This is a genomic window from Nonomuraea sediminis (genome assembly GCF_018531495.1).
Taxonomy (GTDB): domain Bacteria; phylum Actinomycetota; class Actinomycetes; order Streptosporangiales; family Streptosporangiaceae; genus Nonomuraea; species Nonomuraea sediminis.
Genome location: NZ_JAHDTI010000001.1, coordinates 119,748 through 135,205, shown reverse-complemented (window position 1 = coordinate 135,205; position 15,458 = coordinate 119,748). Strand labels below are relative to the sequence as shown.

Below are 15,458 nucleotides of genomic sequence, written 5' to 3'. Positions count from 1 at the left end.
GAGCCAGGTTGCGGGTGGATTCACGGACGCGCTGAGCCGCAGGGCCCGCCGTACCAGATCGGCTTCGCCGCAGCTGGTCAAAGAACAGCAAGATCGATCTCCGCGTACGCTCGCGCCCGGCGTGGCTGGGGGACGACCGAGTGAGGAACGACGTCGCCTCATGTCACGCGATCCACGACCAAGCCCGACCCTTCATAGCGCACAGTAACTATGCCAAAATATACGGTAACCGGCATCTCGCGCTGGGCAGATGAAACTCGGCAGGCCATCGTCCAAGCCCGCCTGCCGTCTCACAGCTGTGAAGGAGTCCGCCATGTCCTCGTCGACCTCCGCCAACACCCAGATGCCGAAGTCCTTCAAAGTCGGTGTCCAGCTGATGCAGGACGCTGTTCCGGCCGACGCCGTGTCAGTGGGAACGGGCGCCTACAACCAGGAGGCACTGTTCGCGAATCCCTTCAAGCAGGCGCGGGAGGAGGCGCTGGTCATCAACAAGGACGGCAAGCTCACCTACCTGGAACGGACGGAGGGCTCCGACACGGGCTGGGACCAGGCGGAGGTGTCCGCCGCGACGGGGACGTTCAGCGAAGTGGTCGTCGCGGTGCATCCCACCGGGGATGTGTGGGCGTTCGCCGCCCCGGTGGGTGGCGGTGACGTGCAGTCGTTCGTGCTGGTGGCGACCGGTGCCGGGCCGAACGGGACGGTGGAGTGCGGGTGGACGGTGCGCCAGGCCACCGCGACGCCGTGGACGGTAGCGCCGAATGTGGCACCGCAGGCGCTGGCGGTGTCGTACTCGCCGGACGCCGGGCCGCTGGTGATGGGAGCGGCGCTGCACAACGGCCTGTACATCAGCTCCCTGTCCGCCTCGCCGAAGGCCTTCGTCAGCGCCTACTACCCGTGGGTCCTGTCCGGGTCGTGCTCGATCGCGGCGCAGTCAGGACGCTTGGTCGGCGGCGGGTTCGTGCCGGTGATTCAGCATGACGACGTGCGCCGCAAGTCGTACGTGTACTACGTCATGGACGGCAGCGTCCTGCGTCGCCTCTCGACCGCCGAGGGCGCCGGCGTCACGAACGAGACGGTGAGCAGCACGGTCAAACAGTTCTGCGGTACCTACAACGTGCCGAACCTGCCGCAGTACGCCCCGCAGGGCGACATCGGATACGTCTTCCTCGATGCCGGCGACAGCAGCCTGGTGACCGGTTACGGCGGCAGACTGCCCCAGCACGTGGCCACGGTGAGTTTCGAGTCCGCCAGAGCATGGCAGGACGCTGACGGGAAGCTGCACATCTTCGGCCAGGACGCGGCCGGTTCGTTGAACGTCCTGCACCAGGCCGACTGGCTCTACGGGCATCAGGCAGTCCATCCGGTGTGGACCCAGGCGCTGCCGGAGCGGCCCCTGGGCCCCGGGATCGACGGCTGGGACTGCTTGAACACCGCCGATCAGCTGTTCGCGTTCGACTACGAGGGCTCAGGCAAGGCCGATCACCTCGTGGCGTACCGTCCGGTGGACGGCCAGGCCAAGGTGTGGGTGATGAAGAGGACTGCCGACGGCTTCAAGGAAGTCCTCTCCTCCACCCTGCAGAACTTCCCCTACCCGCTGGGCACCGGCGACCTGATGTGCCCCTTCGACTACCGGCACACCGGCAAGCTCGACCACGTCGCCGTTTACCGGCCTGGGACGGGCAAGGTCACGGTTCTGAAGGCCAACGCCGCCCAGGCGAGATTCGACACGGCCTACTCGAGCAACACCGGCATCGGCAATGCCGACCTGAAGAGCACCGCCGACCGAATCGTCGCGGTCGACTACGACAGCTCGGGCCGGCTCGACAATCTGGCGATCTACCGGCCTGGTGGCCGCACCGTGTGGATCGTGCAGAAGGGCGCCGGCGACTTCTTCGACACCGTGTACCAGAGCCGCACGGCCGGCTCCGGCGATGGCATCGGCGGCTACGACATGGCCGACTCCCGCGATCAGCTCATCGCGTTCGACTTCGACGGCAGCGGCAAGTGCGACCACCTGATGGCCTACCGGCCCGGTGTCGGGAGCCTCTTCCTGCTGCAGCGCAAACCGAACAGCCGCGACTACCAGGCCCTCCTGACGTCCGCCAACGGGATCGGCGGCTTTCGCCTGGCCGACGCCGACGACCGGCTGGCGCCGTTCAATTACGGCGCGGACAAGCCAGATCACCTGGTCGGTTACAGGGACAACACCGTCTGGATCCTCCGCAAGCAGCCGGCCGTCCCGAACCAGCCGCCGGCGTACGCCTCCGTCTACACCTCGAGCACCATCGGCGGCTTTTTCGGGTTCTCGGGCCGCCGCGTCATGTCCTTCGACTGCACCTCCAGCGGCCGGGCCGACCACCTGATCGTCTACGCCCCCGGGCCGAGGACGGCCCGGGGTTGGGTCACCATCATGAAGTCGGCGGGCGACCTGTTCCCTCCGGTGTACCGGTCCCCGAGCCTTGCGGCTCCGGTCGTCGTCGGTGTGCACGCGGGCGTCGCGGAATACCGAGTCGATCCCTACCCGGACTACAAGCCATCTCAGCTGATCAAGGTCAGCGGAGCGTCACCCGCCGAGGCGTACTGCCTGTGCACCCAGGACATCACCACCTCCCAGTGGGCCGTCGACAAGGTGCGCCGCGCCCTCGCGAAAGCGTCGCAGGATCCTCCGATCATCGTCTCCCGTTACGTGGCCGACGTGACGCTGTTCGACGCCGCGGGCGCGCCGATTCCCGGCCGCACCGTCACCATCACCGCCGACTCGCTGGCCGAGGTCCACGTCGGTACGGTGTCCTACCAGGTCGGCCCAGGGCGCCCGATCGCTGCCGTCACCAACGGGGCGGGCAGGCTGTCGGTGTCCGTCGACGCCCGCAGCCTCAGCTCCCCGATCCTGACCCTCACCACCGACGGCCTTTCCGCCGGTTTCGGGATCGACTTCGCCGCCGCGGTCAACGGCTACCTCGCCGGCACCGGCTCGCTGCCTTCCCAGAAGGGCACCTTCGACGCCGAGGCGCTGCGAACGGCGCAGGCAGTGGGGGACGACAGTCACACCGAGCCGCTGGTCCCGAGCAACAGGTGGTCGCGCGACCTTCAGCCGCAGACAGTCGTCGATCACTGCTCGACCGTGTACTCCATGGCCGCGGGCACCCCCACGGCGGCCGCCTTCTCCGGTTCCGAGCAGGCCCAGCCGGTCGTCGGCTACGTCTTCCAGAACTGGGACCCGGACCGGCCTCAATTCCAGGCCTTCCGCAGCGAGGTCGAGATCGCGGCCTACCACGACCACCGCATCGGCCATCCTGCCTACGGCGGCTTCTGGGACGACTTCGCCCAGTGGGCCACCGACGTCTGGGAGGGCATCAAGACCGGCGCCGCCCGGGTCGCCGAGGTCGTCGTCGACGTGAAGAAGTCCGTCATCAAGATTGCGATCTGGATCGGGGATGCGATCGTCTCCCTCGGCGAGATCATCATCAACTCGATCGGGCAGGCCGCGCGAGCCGTGGAAGCCGTCTTCCAGATGATCGCCGACGCCGCCACGCGCGTCATCGACTGGCTCAAGTCCCTGTTCGCCTTCAAGGACATCTGGGAGACGAAGAAGGCCCTCAAGTCCGGGCTCCTCACCACGCTGGGATACGCGTCGACCACCGTCACGCACTTCAGCGACATCTCCGACGACTGGTTCAAGGAGCAGGAGCAAAAAGTCCGTACGGCTTTCGCCCAAGCCAAGGCCTACTTCGCCGACAGCCGGATCGGCGACGCCCAGAACAAGATCCCGCCCGCCGTGGACGCCTCCGGCAAGGCAGTGGAAGCCGACAAGGCGCAGAGCGACCCGCAGGGCAACTGGCTGATCAACCAGATGCACGGACAGCAGATCCGGCATCCGGGCTCCTTCACGGTCAACAACACCACCGCGCTATCCGTGATGGGCGACGCCTGGAACGACTTCCTCACGAAGTGGGAGCTGTCCGGCGTCGGCGACGCGCTGGGCCGCGCGGTGGATGACATCAAGGAACTTCTGGAAGGGGTCTTCGCGCCGGATCAGAACGACCCCGGCCGCACACCCGTGGTCCTGCTGCTCGACGCCATCGAGAACCTCGTCATCGCGTTGCTCGAAGCCGTCGCCCTGGTCGTCCGCGCCTTCCTGACCCTCGCCGTCAGCGTGTACAAGACGATCGAGGAAGCGCTGTTCGCCCGGATCGAGAACGCCGGGTTCCTCAGCAACATCTACAAGTGGGTGCAGGAGCGCGCGGGGGTCCCGAAGGAGAAGATCGAGGACCTGACCTACGGCGACCTCTTCCTGCTCATCGGCGCGTTCATGGGCACCGTGTTCTACAAGCTCCTCAACGGCGTCGACAAGGTGCCCTTCCCCGGCGGCGTGTTCCCCGTCATCCCCCCGCCGCCCTGGCACCCCGACCACGCGGCCTTCGTGGTCCAGGACCCGCCGAAGAACTCCGACGGCCTCATGGCGGCCCAGATGATGGGCAACTTCCTGTCAGGCATCCTCTGCACGCTCGGCGGCGTCATGACGGACCTGCCGTGGGCGCCGACGGGTGAACCGCTGCCGGAGAGCAAGGTGAACGCCTTCGGGAACGCCTTCTCGACCGTGCTCGGATATGTAGCCATGGGATACCCCGGCATCTACGGGGCCACCACCTTCAAGGACTTCAGCGAGATCACCGCCGCGCCGTGGCTGGTCTGGTGTGTCTTTTCCGCGCCGTGTGTCGCGACGGTCCTCACCGGCGGCGGTTCCTTCAAGAACATGGAGCACTTCAGCGTCGGACCGCTGGCGACCACCGGATTCGGACTTGTCCTCCTGATCCTGTACGTCATGGGGAACGTGCATTCTGACGCCCCGCCGGTGACGTGGGCCGCGAGCGTCCTGACACCCGTTCCGCTCATGGCCCAGTCGGTCCGCTGGCTGAGCCGAAAGTACCCGGCCACCGGGCCCCTGCTCAACAACGGCGTGACCGCGGTCGACGCCCTCACCAACCTCGCCAGCTTCTGGGCGACGGCGATCGGGGCCGGGGATGCGAACGCCAACAAGCCCTACATCCCCACGCTCCCGACACAGCCAGTACCCCAGGTGGGCATGGACTACAACGTGAAGATACCGGTGGAAAAGGGCAACAAACAGGGCGACAAGTGGATCTCTGGCTGGCAGGTCATCGACGGGAAACTGCCCGAGGGACTCAAGCTCGATGAGGACACCGGCTACATCCAAGGCAACCCGACGGCCGTCGGCACCGGCACGACGACCGTCACAGTCCAATGCCACGACGCCTACGGTCCTCCCCTGTACTCCGCTCCGCAGAAGGTGTCCGTGCCGGCGGCGCAAGCGAGCCCCGTCCAAGCAGTGGCCAAGTACTCCGGGGACAACCAGACCGCCCCGACCGGAACGCGCTATCTGACCGCGCTGGCCGTGCAGGTCACCGACGCCGCCGGCCAGGCGCTGCCGCAGGCCGTCGTCGTGTTCACCGCGCCGAGCACGGAACCGTCGGCCAAGTTCGCCGACGGCACCACCACGTGCCGGGCGGTCAGCGACAGCAGAGGCCTGGCGGTGGCCACCGACTTGATCGCCGGCAGCACGGCCGGTTCGTTCAGGGTGGAGGCTCAGGTGCCGGGCGTGAGCACGGCCGCTGTCGCCTTCAACCTGGCCTGTACCCAGACCGACGTCGCCGGCATCACTCCGGCGGCCGCCAGCACGCCGCAGACCGCCAACATCGGGACGACGTTCGCGCACGGGCTGACGGTCACGGTGAAGAACGCGGCCGGCGCGGTCGTCCCGAACGCGTGGGTGATCTTCACCGCACCGGACAGTGGCGCCTCGGGCACCTTCGCGGACGGCACCACTTCCTGGGCCGGATCCACCGGCGCCGACGGCACGGTGACCGCGGCCGCGTTCACCGCCAACGGCACGGTGGGCGACTACACCGTGACCGCGACCGTCACCGGCGTTCCTGGACTCAGCCCGGCGATCTTCCAGCTCGGCAACAGGAAACTGCAGGCGAAGGCACTCACGCCCAACGGCGGCAGCGCGCCGCAGAACGTCGTGGTGAACACGCGCCTCGCGGAGAACCTCAGCGTGACCGTGACCGACGAGCAAGGGGGGCCGTACCCCAACGCGAGCGTGACCTTCAGGGCGCCGGGCACCGGCGCCACCGGCACCTTTCCCGGTGGCAAAGCCACCTACCAGGCGGTCACCAACGCCGACGGCATCGCCGTCGCCGGCGAATTCACCGCCAACGGGACCAAGGGGCAGTACTCGGTCGTGGCGAGCCTGTTCGAGAACAGCTCGTTGAGCACGTCCTTCACCATCGTCAACATCTGAGCCCGGCTGCACGAAACGGAGACTCCCAGCTCGAGATACGCGAGCTGGGAGTCTCCGCCGGTCGAACCCGTATGCGAGCGCTGCCCTGCGTATGAGAACCGTCTCGTTTGTGCAGATGCCGATTTCCCGTAGCGCGGCACTTTTGGATCCGCCGGACCGGCCAGAATAGGTAGCTTAAGCGGCTCTCGCCACCATGCCGGATAGGGCTCAGTTTCTCCCATGGGCATCCCTTGAGGGGCTCAGGATGGATAAAAAGAGAGTCTTAATCTGCGCGAGTACCATACGTTCGCGACAATGCGCCGCATCGGCGAAAGTAATGCGAGGGTGCCGAAACTAATCGGCACCTCCATCAATGTCACGGCCTGACTATCGTCTCCTTGGGTCCGCAGTAGGAGAATTTCACCTTGTACGGCTTGCTCACGCAGGCCCAGAGCTCGACCGTGCCGTGCGGCATGGCCACGGTCTTCTGCTGGATGCAGTCCTGGTCCTTGTAGTAATTGACGTACTGGTACGTGTGGCCCTCGTACCGCACCTTGGCCATCGCGTATCGATGGTCCGTGCTGCGGTCGCAGATGATGATTCTGTTGTGGGCGGACAATTGGGCCTCGGCCAGCAAGTCCCCGTGACGGTTGGCGACATGCGCCCCGGGATTGTCGGCGCGAACGGTAGCTGACGCGGCGGCCGATCCCATGGCGGCGAACGCCAGTCCGCTAATGGCGGTAATGAACAGCAGTTTCCTCACAATGCCCCCTGTCTGTGGTGTTTTCCATAGGAATGACGATGAGTCCGACGCCAAAGTTCACGAAAGATCCAAATTTCTGGACTCGATATCTCATTCCCGCTGGCCGTCACCCACCACGGTCCGGACCCGGGCCCTTGGGGCATGCTCAGCCGACCCGGTCGTCGCCCGGGGCATCAACGTCCAGGCGCCCTGCGAGTCATCCCGCCGTGCTCGGCGCGCAGCCTGTGGCCTGGCGCGTATCTGAGCCGGCATAGGTCATCTGTCTTCGCATGCTTCCCGTAGCCTGCAGAGCGCCTCAGGAACTCTTCGGCTCGGTGGGGGTACTGAGCTGAGTATGGGTGGCCGATCGGCTACGTCGTCGGTACTCGGTGGGCGTCAGCCCCACCAGCGTTCGGAAGCGGCGGGCGAAGTATGTCGGGTCGTCCCAGCCGACGGCGGCGCCGACCCGAGCAGCCGGCAAGGCCGAGTGTGCCAGTAGCGTGGCGGCCCGCTCGGCTCGCAGCCGGGCCAGGAAGCCCAGCGGCGTCAACCCGACGTACCGTCCGAACAGCCGGCCCAGATAGTCGGGATCCAGGTTGACCGCCCGGGCGAGATCGTCCAGCCGCCACGGATGGCCGGGTGCCGCCTCGAGCCGGGCGACGGTGGCGGCGACAGCGGGGTGGATGGCCGGCTCGAGCGTCTTCGGTTCGGGGTCACGGCCGTCGGCCAGGACGCCGAGCACGGTGATCAGCCGGCCCAGCACACGGCCCGGCCGGCCCTGATTGGCACTGAGGTCCTGTTCAAGGAGGCTGATCTCCGCGATGGCCTCCTCGGCGGCGGCCGGGTCGACGGTCGTCACCGCCACGCCGTACGTGCCGGATGCCACCGGATCGGTCCACAGAATCCGGCGCAGCATCGGGATGTCGTACAGCGCCGCCAGTTCGCCCCGTAGGGCTTGGGCGGACAGGCAGCAGTTGGCGACGGTCAGGTCCGTGCAGTCCAGGAACCCGTGCCAGGCGCCGGGACGGAGCACGATGACCTGCCCGCGCCGCAGGGGGTGCTCGCCCTGGCTGGTCACGTGCCGGCCGTACCCGCTTCCGATCACCGCGATCTCGAGGAAGTCGTGCGCGTGCGACTCGACGTCCAGATCCAAGCGGTGGACACCTGCCAGGACCGGGCCCCCGGCGAACAGCGCATGTTCGTGCAGCGTGGCAGGCATGTCGGAATCGTACGACTACTCGCCGGGATCGGCCTAGCCCAGAGCGGTACGCCTCGACGACGCTTGCGGTATCCCAACCGCAGGAACCATGGAGGTCAATGATGGCAACGACCACGACCGGGCAGTACGGCAGCGACGTCGGCACCGACGGCCGAGTGCCGGAAGAGCTTGTGGCGGCGTACCGCGAATACGGTTTCGTCCGAGTACGCGGCGTCCTCGAGCCCGAGGAGGTCGAGCGCTTCCGAACGAGCGCCGAGGCGTTCCTGGAGGCGCATCGCGCGGAGAGCCTGGAGAAGCAGGGCGTCTTCAGCCAGCTGGTCAACGTCTGGCAACGCGACCAGACGCTGCGAGAGCTCACGTTCGATCCGCGGCTGGGCCGGATCGCCGAACAGCTCGCCGGGTTCTCGCTGCGGCTCTGGCACGACCAGATGCTGGTCAAGGAGCCGCACAACAACGCCGCCACGGAATTCCACCAGGACCGTCCGTACTGGCCGCATGCGGGCGACCGGCTCCCGCTGTCGGCGTGGATAGCGCTGGTCGACGTACCGCCGGAGCGGGGCTGCATGACCTTCCTGCCCGGCACCCAGGATCGCACCGGCCTACGCCCACAAGACCTCCACCACGAGGAAGACCTCTTCGCGATGGACCCGTCCCTGCGCTGGATCCCCCGGGTCACTGTGCCGCTCCGCGCCGGCGACTGCACCTTCCACAGCGGCTACACCGGCCACATGGCCCTACCCAACCGCACCGCCCAGGCCCGCCTCGCGCACGTCACCATCTACATGGACGAGGCAACCCACTACAACGGCAACGAACACATCGTGACCGACCCTCTCGCCCTCACCGCAGGCGCCCGCCTGGACGGCGCCACCTTCCCCCGCCCCTGGGCTTAGACCGCTGACGTTCAGCAGGCCCAAGCGGCCAAGACCCATCGTCTCCGCTGGCATGACCTCGTTCGTTCGGCGTCATCGTCGACCTGGCCGTCATCGGCGCTCTCGGGTCACCCATGTGGCGCCCGACGCTCGACGGCCGGACCAGAACTGACCTGCCGTCCACGCCACTGGAGAAGGCCCTGCGGTCACGCTGATCACGTGCTCGGTGGGACGGCTCTGACCAGGTGGGAGCTGTACCAGCTCTTCTTGCGGTTCAAGTGCCGGGTCCGCACTGAGGACCCGGCCCCGGAGATCTATCCCGGGTCGGAGCTCCCGCATTCCGAGCCCTCTCCCGTATGCTCGCCAACCATGATCGGGCGCCGGATCTTCCTCCTCGTCGGGACTGTGCTCCTTGCTCTCACGGCCTATCGCGCATTCATTGGTGGCGACAATGAGGCCACTCGGCAGACGCAGCTCATCTTCGTGATCGCCGGCGTCGGGTTCATGCTGGGCGCGGTCGCGATGGCGATCGTCGAGCACGGGCGGGAAATGGCCGAGCGTGAGAAGGCTCGCCGGGATGCGGACATGTAGGGGGTGCTGGCGATGAGCGGCAGATTCTCGGGCGCCGACTATTAGGGCCACGCCAGATCGACTGGCGGGCCTAGACAGGACCCGCGTGTCCAGAACGGACAACACCATGCCTCTCCGGATCCAAGCCGAGGACAGGCCGGCGTGGACGCATTTCATGCATTTCGGCGGCTCGTTCGCCGGGATCGGTGCGGACTGCAACATCTACGAACGGCGTGCCCGTCAAGGGTGCGCCTGGCGCTGCTGAAGGGTGTTGAACCTGAGCCGACCCGGCACCGCGGCAACGCGAAGTGGCTGCGCTAGTAGTTCAACAAGACGTTCGCGATGGGAACGGTGGTGCCCGCCAGCGGCGCCGGCGCGACGGGCTTGCCGGTCAGCTGGCCGGGGAAGAACCTTCCCCAGATCTGCAGGTATCCCGGCGAGATCTGCTCCTCCATCGCGGGAATGGACTCGGCGAGGGCGACCGGCCTGGCGAGACAGTCGACCAGCAGGGCGCCGTCATCATCGCTGATCAGAGTCGAGGTGGACGGTGGTCAGGTCGCGGGGCCAACCGCCGCCTCGAAACCCGGCACCGCGCTCGGGATCGGCTTGAGGGTGGGTTGATCACGCACCATGCTCGTCCATCGGGAGGTTGACTGCAGTCAGGTTGCCGATACCCCCGTCCCCGCGACCGCACCAGCATGGATATCTGTCTGCCAGGAGGTTCCGATGGCCACCGACGATCGCCTGATCTCGCTGGTGGGGCGTTCCCCTGTCCTGGACCCGTCCCAGCTCGACGTGCTGCGCGGGTACGGCAGCGAACGCGACGTAGCCGCAGGTGACGTGCTGTTCGCCGACGGCGACGAGACCTACGACCTGATCGTGCTGCTCGCGGGCACGGCCGACATCGTGCAGGGGTACGGCGAGCCAGGGGAGGCCGTGGTCGCCGGCTACGGCCCGTCGGAGTTCCTCGGCGAGATCGGCATGCTCACCGGGCAGCGTGCCTTCCTCAGCGCGGTCGCCACCTCCACGGGTCGGATCCTCGCGGTTCCGGTGGCGCAACTGCGCCGGATCATGGCGCAAGAGCCGGGCCTGAGCGACCTCATCCTGCGGACCTTCCTGCTCCGTCACTCCATCCTGATGACCCGCAGCACCGGCCTGACCCTGATCGGATCGCGCTTCGACCATGACACGCGGCGGCTGCTGGAGGTTCTGGCGCGAAACCGGCTGGTCTGGAACTGGCTGGATCTGGAGGAGTCGCCGGAGGCCGAGCAGATCCTGCAAGGCCTGGATGTCCCGATCGCCGACCTGCCGATCATCATCGTGCCCGGCGGACCGGTGCTGAGGAACCCCGGAAGCCGCGCGCTGCTCGACGCCCTGGCAATCTCGGGCGACACCGGTGCGTATCCGCCGGGCGTATGCGACCTGCTCGTCGTGGGCGGGGGCCCGGCCGGGCTCGCCGCCTCGGTCTTCGGCGCGTCCGAGGGCATGGCGACCACCCTGGCGGAGGACACCGCGCTCGGCGGCCAGGCGGGAACCTCGACACGGATCGAGAACTACCTCGGCTTCCCCGCGGGCGTGTCCGGGGAGGAGCTCGCGACCCGGGGGACGCTGCAGGCGCAGAAGTTCGGCGTCCGGATCAAGCAGGCCGCGAAAGCCACCTCGCTGTCGTTCCAGGACGGCGCGCACCAGGTCACCTTCGATGACGGCGAGGTCATCAGCGCCAGATCGGTCATCATCGCGACAGGAGCGCGGTACAACCGGCTTCCCCTGGACCGCCTGCAGGAGTTCGAAGGCGTCGGGGTCTACTACGCGGCGACCCAGGCGGAGGCCCAGGCCTGCGAGAGCGGGCCGGTCGCGATCGTCGGTGGCGGCAACTCCGCGGGCCAGGCCGCGCTCTTTCTCAGCCGCTCGTGCGCCGAGGTGCACGTGATCATTCGCCGGGACGCGCTGGACGCCACGATGTCGCGGTATCTGGTCGACAGGATCGAGCGCCACCCGCGCATCGTCGTCTGGCCTTTCACCCAGGTCACGGCCCTGACCGGAACGAACCGGCTCGAGGCGGTACGGCTCCGCCGCGAGGGCAAGCCGGACGCGGAAGAGCTGGCCGTGGCCGGGCTGTTCGTCTTCATCGGCGCGAAACCGGGAACCGACTGGCTGGCGGGCCAGCTGGCCACGGACAGGAACGGATTCCTCCTGACCGGGAGTGATATCCCGGCTGCCCGGCTGGAGCGCGAGGGCCAGCCCCCGCTGTATCTGGAGACGAGCAGGCCCGGCATCTTCGCCGTCGGTGACGTGCGCAGCGGTTCCGTCAAGCGGGTGGCAGCCGCCATCGGTGAGGGCTCGGTGGCCGTCCGCCTCGCCTTCGAACGCCTCCAGTCGGCAGGCCAGGGCGACCTGCTCGGCTTGGCCGTACCTGGTGTCTAGCCCGCTGCCGGCGAGTAAGGATCACCCGGGCAGGTCGCTGAGGAAGGCCTCGACGTCGGCGGCGAAACCCGCGTGGTGCGCCGTTCGTCACGAACACCGGCATCGTCAGGCAGCTGAGCCGCTGGAGCAGCCCGTGATCGGGGATCCCCCACGTGCAGACCGCGTCGTACTGCGCTTCACAGGTCGCCCAGGTCGTCGGGGTGTCCCGATCCTCGGTTCTGGCGTACATGCGGCCCAGCGCTTCCTTGCCGACCTGCAGGCTCGATGCGGATCGGGCGAAGAAGACGTCCAGGTATTCCTGGGGAGCGGTTTCCGGGTTGCCGATGGAGAACCCCAGCAGATCGACCTGGCCGAGGTCCATGGCGGTGACGAAGGCGATGGCGTCGTGCGCAACCTGCTCCACGGTGTTCGGCGTCGTGCCGGTGGAGCCGGCGACTCCCTGGGCATCCGCATGCCGGCTGCACCTCCCGGCAATCACGCGGATACCCTCCGCCCCGCGCGCCGCACCATGAAGCACAGCGCCTGGCCGGCCAGGCGCTGTTCGTCTCCTATCTCGCCATCGCCGACTTCGCCGCCTCCGCGGCACGCGACGCCAAGCCCGTGCTGGGGTCGGCCCTCGACACGTTCGCTCTCCTGGGCGCGCGAAGCCCTGGGTACGGCGTGCCGAGGGCGAACCACGCGCCTGCGGTATCAGCGTGCGGGCCCCGTCGGCGTCTCCTGGGGTGCCCGCCCGGCTCACCGCGCAGCAGCGCGAGATCGTGACCCTCGCCGCCAGAGGCCTGACCAACGCGGAGATCGCCGATCTCTTGTTCCTGTCGCCCCGCACGGTCACGTCACACCTGTACCGCTCCTATCCCAAGCTCGGAATCGCCAACCGCAACCAGCTCCGCGACCTGATCGACCCGCCGGACGCGACGCGGACCCACGGATAGGCCGGTGCACGCCTCTCACCACCACGGATGTTCGAGAGCTCTCCCGGTGCCACCGGTCCGGTCGAGGGCGTCGAGCCGCGACAGCTCCTCGCCGGACAACTCGAAGTCGAAGATCTGCAGGTTCTCCTCGATCCTTTCCCGGCGGACCGACTTGGAGATCACCGGGATCCCCTGTTGCACGAACCAGCGGAGCAGCACCTGCGCGGGCGACCGTCCTGTGTCGGCTGCGACAGCGGTGACGGCGGCGTCCGCAAGGTGGCGCCCGGTGCCCAGGGGGCTGTACCCCTCCAGAGCGATGTTGCTGCGCCGGCAGGCCTCCAGCAGCGCTCGCCGGTAAGCGAAGGGGCTGAAGTCGACCTGGTTGACCGCCGGCAGCACGCCGGCGATCGCCGTCACGCTCGCCAGTTCGGCCTCGTCGAAGTTCGAGACCCCGATCGAGCGGGCGTACCCCAGCTCAGCAGCCCGTTCCATGCCCGGCCACGCCCAGGTGGGACCGCCTGCCGGCCAGTGGATGAGGTACAGGTCGACCTGGTCGACGCCGAGCCGGCGCAGGCTCTCCTCCGCGGCGCGGACCGGGTCCCCGCCACGGGGGAGGAACTTGGTCGTGATGAACACCTCGTCGCGGTCGAGCCCGCTCTCCTTGAGCGCCTTCCCCACGCTCGCCTCGTTCCGGTACGCCTGAGCCGTGTCGATGTGGCGATATCCGGCCTCGAGAGCCCAGCGAACCGCGTTGACACATTCCGGACCATCGGGCACCTGCCAGACGCCGAGCCCCAGCAGCGGCAGCGTGCTGCCGTCCGCCAGTACCCGCGCCATCCCGTCCTTTGTCACCTCATCAGCCGTCATGGAGACAATGATCGCCGCTCCACGCGGTGGCAGGGTATCCGCCGGATGACCGCATCACGGATCAGGCCCCCTGACCTGCGTCGTTGAAGCTGCCGACGCAGGTGAGGGGGCCATCGATCATCCGGTCATGGCGGCGTGCAGCCGGAGGTAGGTCTCGGCCTCCGCGTGCCGGTTGGCTCTCTGGAGGGTACGGCCCAGCAGCAGGTGGGCGTACTCCTCGGTGGGAGCGCGCTCGATGACGGCACGCAGTTCCGTCTCGGCTCCGCGTAGTTGGGCGGAGTGGTAGTAGGCGCGGGCCAGCAGCAGCCGGGCCGCCACGTTGCCCGGCTCCGCGGCGACCACCGGCGCCAGGATGCGGGCGGCGCCGATGTAGTCCTTGAGTTCGAAGTACATCCGGCCGCGGGTGTACTCCTCGGCCAGGGTGGCGGTCATGGCCGCTCCTTTCCGTCAGTGTGCGGCATCCGGGCGGCGGGGACGACGCCCAGGCGGCCGGCCTGGTAGTCCTCCATCGCCTGCAGGATCTCGGCGCGGGTGTTCATCACGAAGGGGCCGTAGTGCGCGACGGGCTCGCGGATCGGCTGCCCGCCGAGCAGCAGCACCTCCAGGTTGGGCTCGGCCTGGGGCTGGCGCGGGTCGGCGGCCAGCGTGAGCGCGCCGCCGGGTCCGAAGGTGGCCAGCTGGCCCTTGCGGATCGGGGCGTGCCCGGTACCGGCCGAGCCCTGTCCGGCCAGCACGTAGGCCAGCGCGTTGAAGCCGGGGTTCCACGGCAGGTCCAGCGTCGCGCCGGGGCTGAGCGTGGCGTGCACCATGGTGATCGGGGTGAAGGTGATCCCGGGTCCCTGGTGGCCGTCCAGCTCGCCGGCGATGACCCGCAGCAGCGCGCCGCCGTCGGCCGAGGCGAGCAGCCTGGCCTCGCCGCCGCGGATGTCCTGGTAGCGCGGCGGGTGGAACTTGTGCGCGCGCGGCAGGTTGACCCACAGCTGGATCCCGTGGAACAGCCCGCCGGACACCACCAGGTGCTCCGGCGGCTTCTCGATGTGCAGCAGCCCGGAGCCGGCGGTCATCCACTGGGTGTCGCCGTTGGTGATCGTGCCGCCGCCGCCGTTGGAGTCCTGGTGGTCGAAGATCCCGTCGATGATGTAGGTGACGGTCTCGAAGCCGCGGTGCGGGTGCCAGGGCGTGCCCTTGGGCTCGCCGGGTGCGTACTCCACCTCGCCCATCTGGTCCATGTGGATGAACGGGTCCAGGTCGGCGAGGGAGACGCCGGCGAAGGCTCGCCGTACAGGGAAGCCCTCGCCCTCGAAGTCGCTGGGCGCGGTGGTCACCGACCGGACCGGGCGCTGGACGGTCGCGACCGGATCGGGCGTGATGACGCGGGGCAGGGTCAGCGTGTTTGCGGTGATGGCGGGCATGGCCCCTCCTCCAGGCTGGTTGAACATTAAACAGTCAGGCTGTGGAACAGTTCGGGTGCGGGAGAAATTCCTCCGGACTCCGCGGCGCGCTTCGACCCACCTCGCCGGACGTCGTCGCCCGCTACTGCCTCGGTCAAGCA

At 68.1% G+C, this 15,458-nt stretch carries 11 protein-coding genes; 5 read left to right on the top strand and 6 right to left on the bottom strand.

Going from position 1 to position 15,458, the window contains the following annotated elements; all coding sequences use genetic code 11:
• Window positions 1–313 precede the first annotated feature (313 nt).
• The gene (locus tag KIK09_RS00615) at window positions 314–6,322 is read left to right on the top strand and encodes a putative Ig domain-containing protein (RefSeq protein ID WP_214316627.1); all 6,009 of its coding nucleotides are present in this window, start codon (window positions 314–316) and stop codon (window positions 6,320–6,322) included.
• Window positions 6,323–6,677: 355 nt separating this feature from the next.
• Here KIK09_RS00615 and KIK09_RS00610 read toward each other — a convergent pair whose 3' ends face one another.
• Window positions 6,678–7,064: a hypothetical protein gene (locus KIK09_RS00610; RefSeq protein ID WP_214316626.1), complete on the bottom strand. Its 387-nt coding sequence runs from the start codon at window positions 7,062–7,064 to the stop codon at window positions 6,678–6,680.
• A gap of 295 nt (window positions 7,065–7,359) precedes the next feature.
• A complete protein-coding gene (locus tag KIK09_RS00605; RefSeq protein ID WP_214316625.1) occupies window positions 7,360–8,262 on the bottom strand; it encodes a helix-turn-helix domain-containing protein in 903 nt (300 codons plus the stop codon).
• Window positions 8,263–8,363: 101 nt separating this feature from the next.
• Here KIK09_RS00605 and KIK09_RS00600 point away from each other — a divergent pair, with 101 nt between their 5' ends.
• Complete coding sequence (locus tag KIK09_RS00600) at window positions 8,364–9,155, top strand: phytanoyl-CoA dioxygenase family protein (protein ID WP_214316624.1); 792 nt, start codon at window positions 8,364–8,366, stop codon at window positions 9,153–9,155.
• A gap of 348 nt (window positions 9,156–9,503) precedes the next feature.
• Window positions 9,504–9,725, top strand: coding sequence for a hypothetical protein (locus tag KIK09_RS00595; protein ID WP_214316623.1), 222 nt, complete (start codon window positions 9,504–9,506; stop codon window positions 9,723–9,725).
• Between the two features lie 296 nt (window positions 9,726–10,021).
• Here the strand turns inward: KIK09_RS00595 and KIK09_RS00590 are convergent, their stop codons facing one another.
• Window positions 10,022–10,159, bottom strand: a complete 138-nt coding sequence (locus KIK09_RS00590) for a hypothetical protein (RefSeq protein WP_214316622.1) — start codon at window positions 10,157–10,159, stop codon at window positions 10,022–10,024.
• A 271-nt stretch (window positions 10,160–10,430) separates the two neighbouring features.
• Between KIK09_RS00590 and KIK09_RS00585 the strand changes: the two genes are divergently transcribed.
• Entirely contained in the window at window positions 10,431–12,128 is a 1,698-nt protein-coding gene (locus tag KIK09_RS00585) for an FAD-dependent oxidoreductase (RefSeq protein WP_214316621.1), read from the top strand.
• A gap of 695 nt (window positions 12,129–12,823) precedes the next feature.
• A complete protein-coding gene (locus KIK09_RS57240) occupies window positions 12,824–13,060 on the top strand; it encodes a helix-turn-helix domain-containing protein (protein ID WP_308163863.1) in 237 nt (78 codons plus the stop codon).
• Between the two features lie 15 nt (window positions 13,061–13,075).
• On the opposite strand, the gene KIK09_RS00575 is transcribed toward KIK09_RS57240, so the two are convergent.
• From KIK09_RS00575 to KIK09_RS00565, 3 genes are all read right to left on the bottom strand, one after another.
• The gene (locus tag KIK09_RS00575) at window positions 13,076–13,906 is read right to left on the bottom strand and encodes an aldo/keto reductase (RefSeq protein WP_250572468.1); all 831 of its coding nucleotides are present in this window, start codon (window positions 13,904–13,906) and stop codon (window positions 13,076–13,078) included.
• 117 nt (window positions 13,907–14,023) lie between these two features.
• Window positions 14,024–14,338: a tetratricopeptide repeat protein gene (locus KIK09_RS00570; RefSeq protein WP_214316620.1), complete on the bottom strand. Its 315-nt coding sequence runs from the start codon at window positions 14,336–14,338 to the stop codon at window positions 14,024–14,026.
• Window positions 14,335–15,318: a pirin family protein gene (locus tag KIK09_RS00565; protein ID WP_214316619.1), complete on the bottom strand. Its 984-nt coding sequence runs from the start codon at window positions 15,316–15,318 to the stop codon at window positions 14,335–14,337. Before KIK09_RS00565 ends, KIK09_RS00570 begins: the two co-directional genes overlap by 4 nt.
• Between the last annotated feature and the right edge of the window lie 140 nt (window positions 15,319–15,458).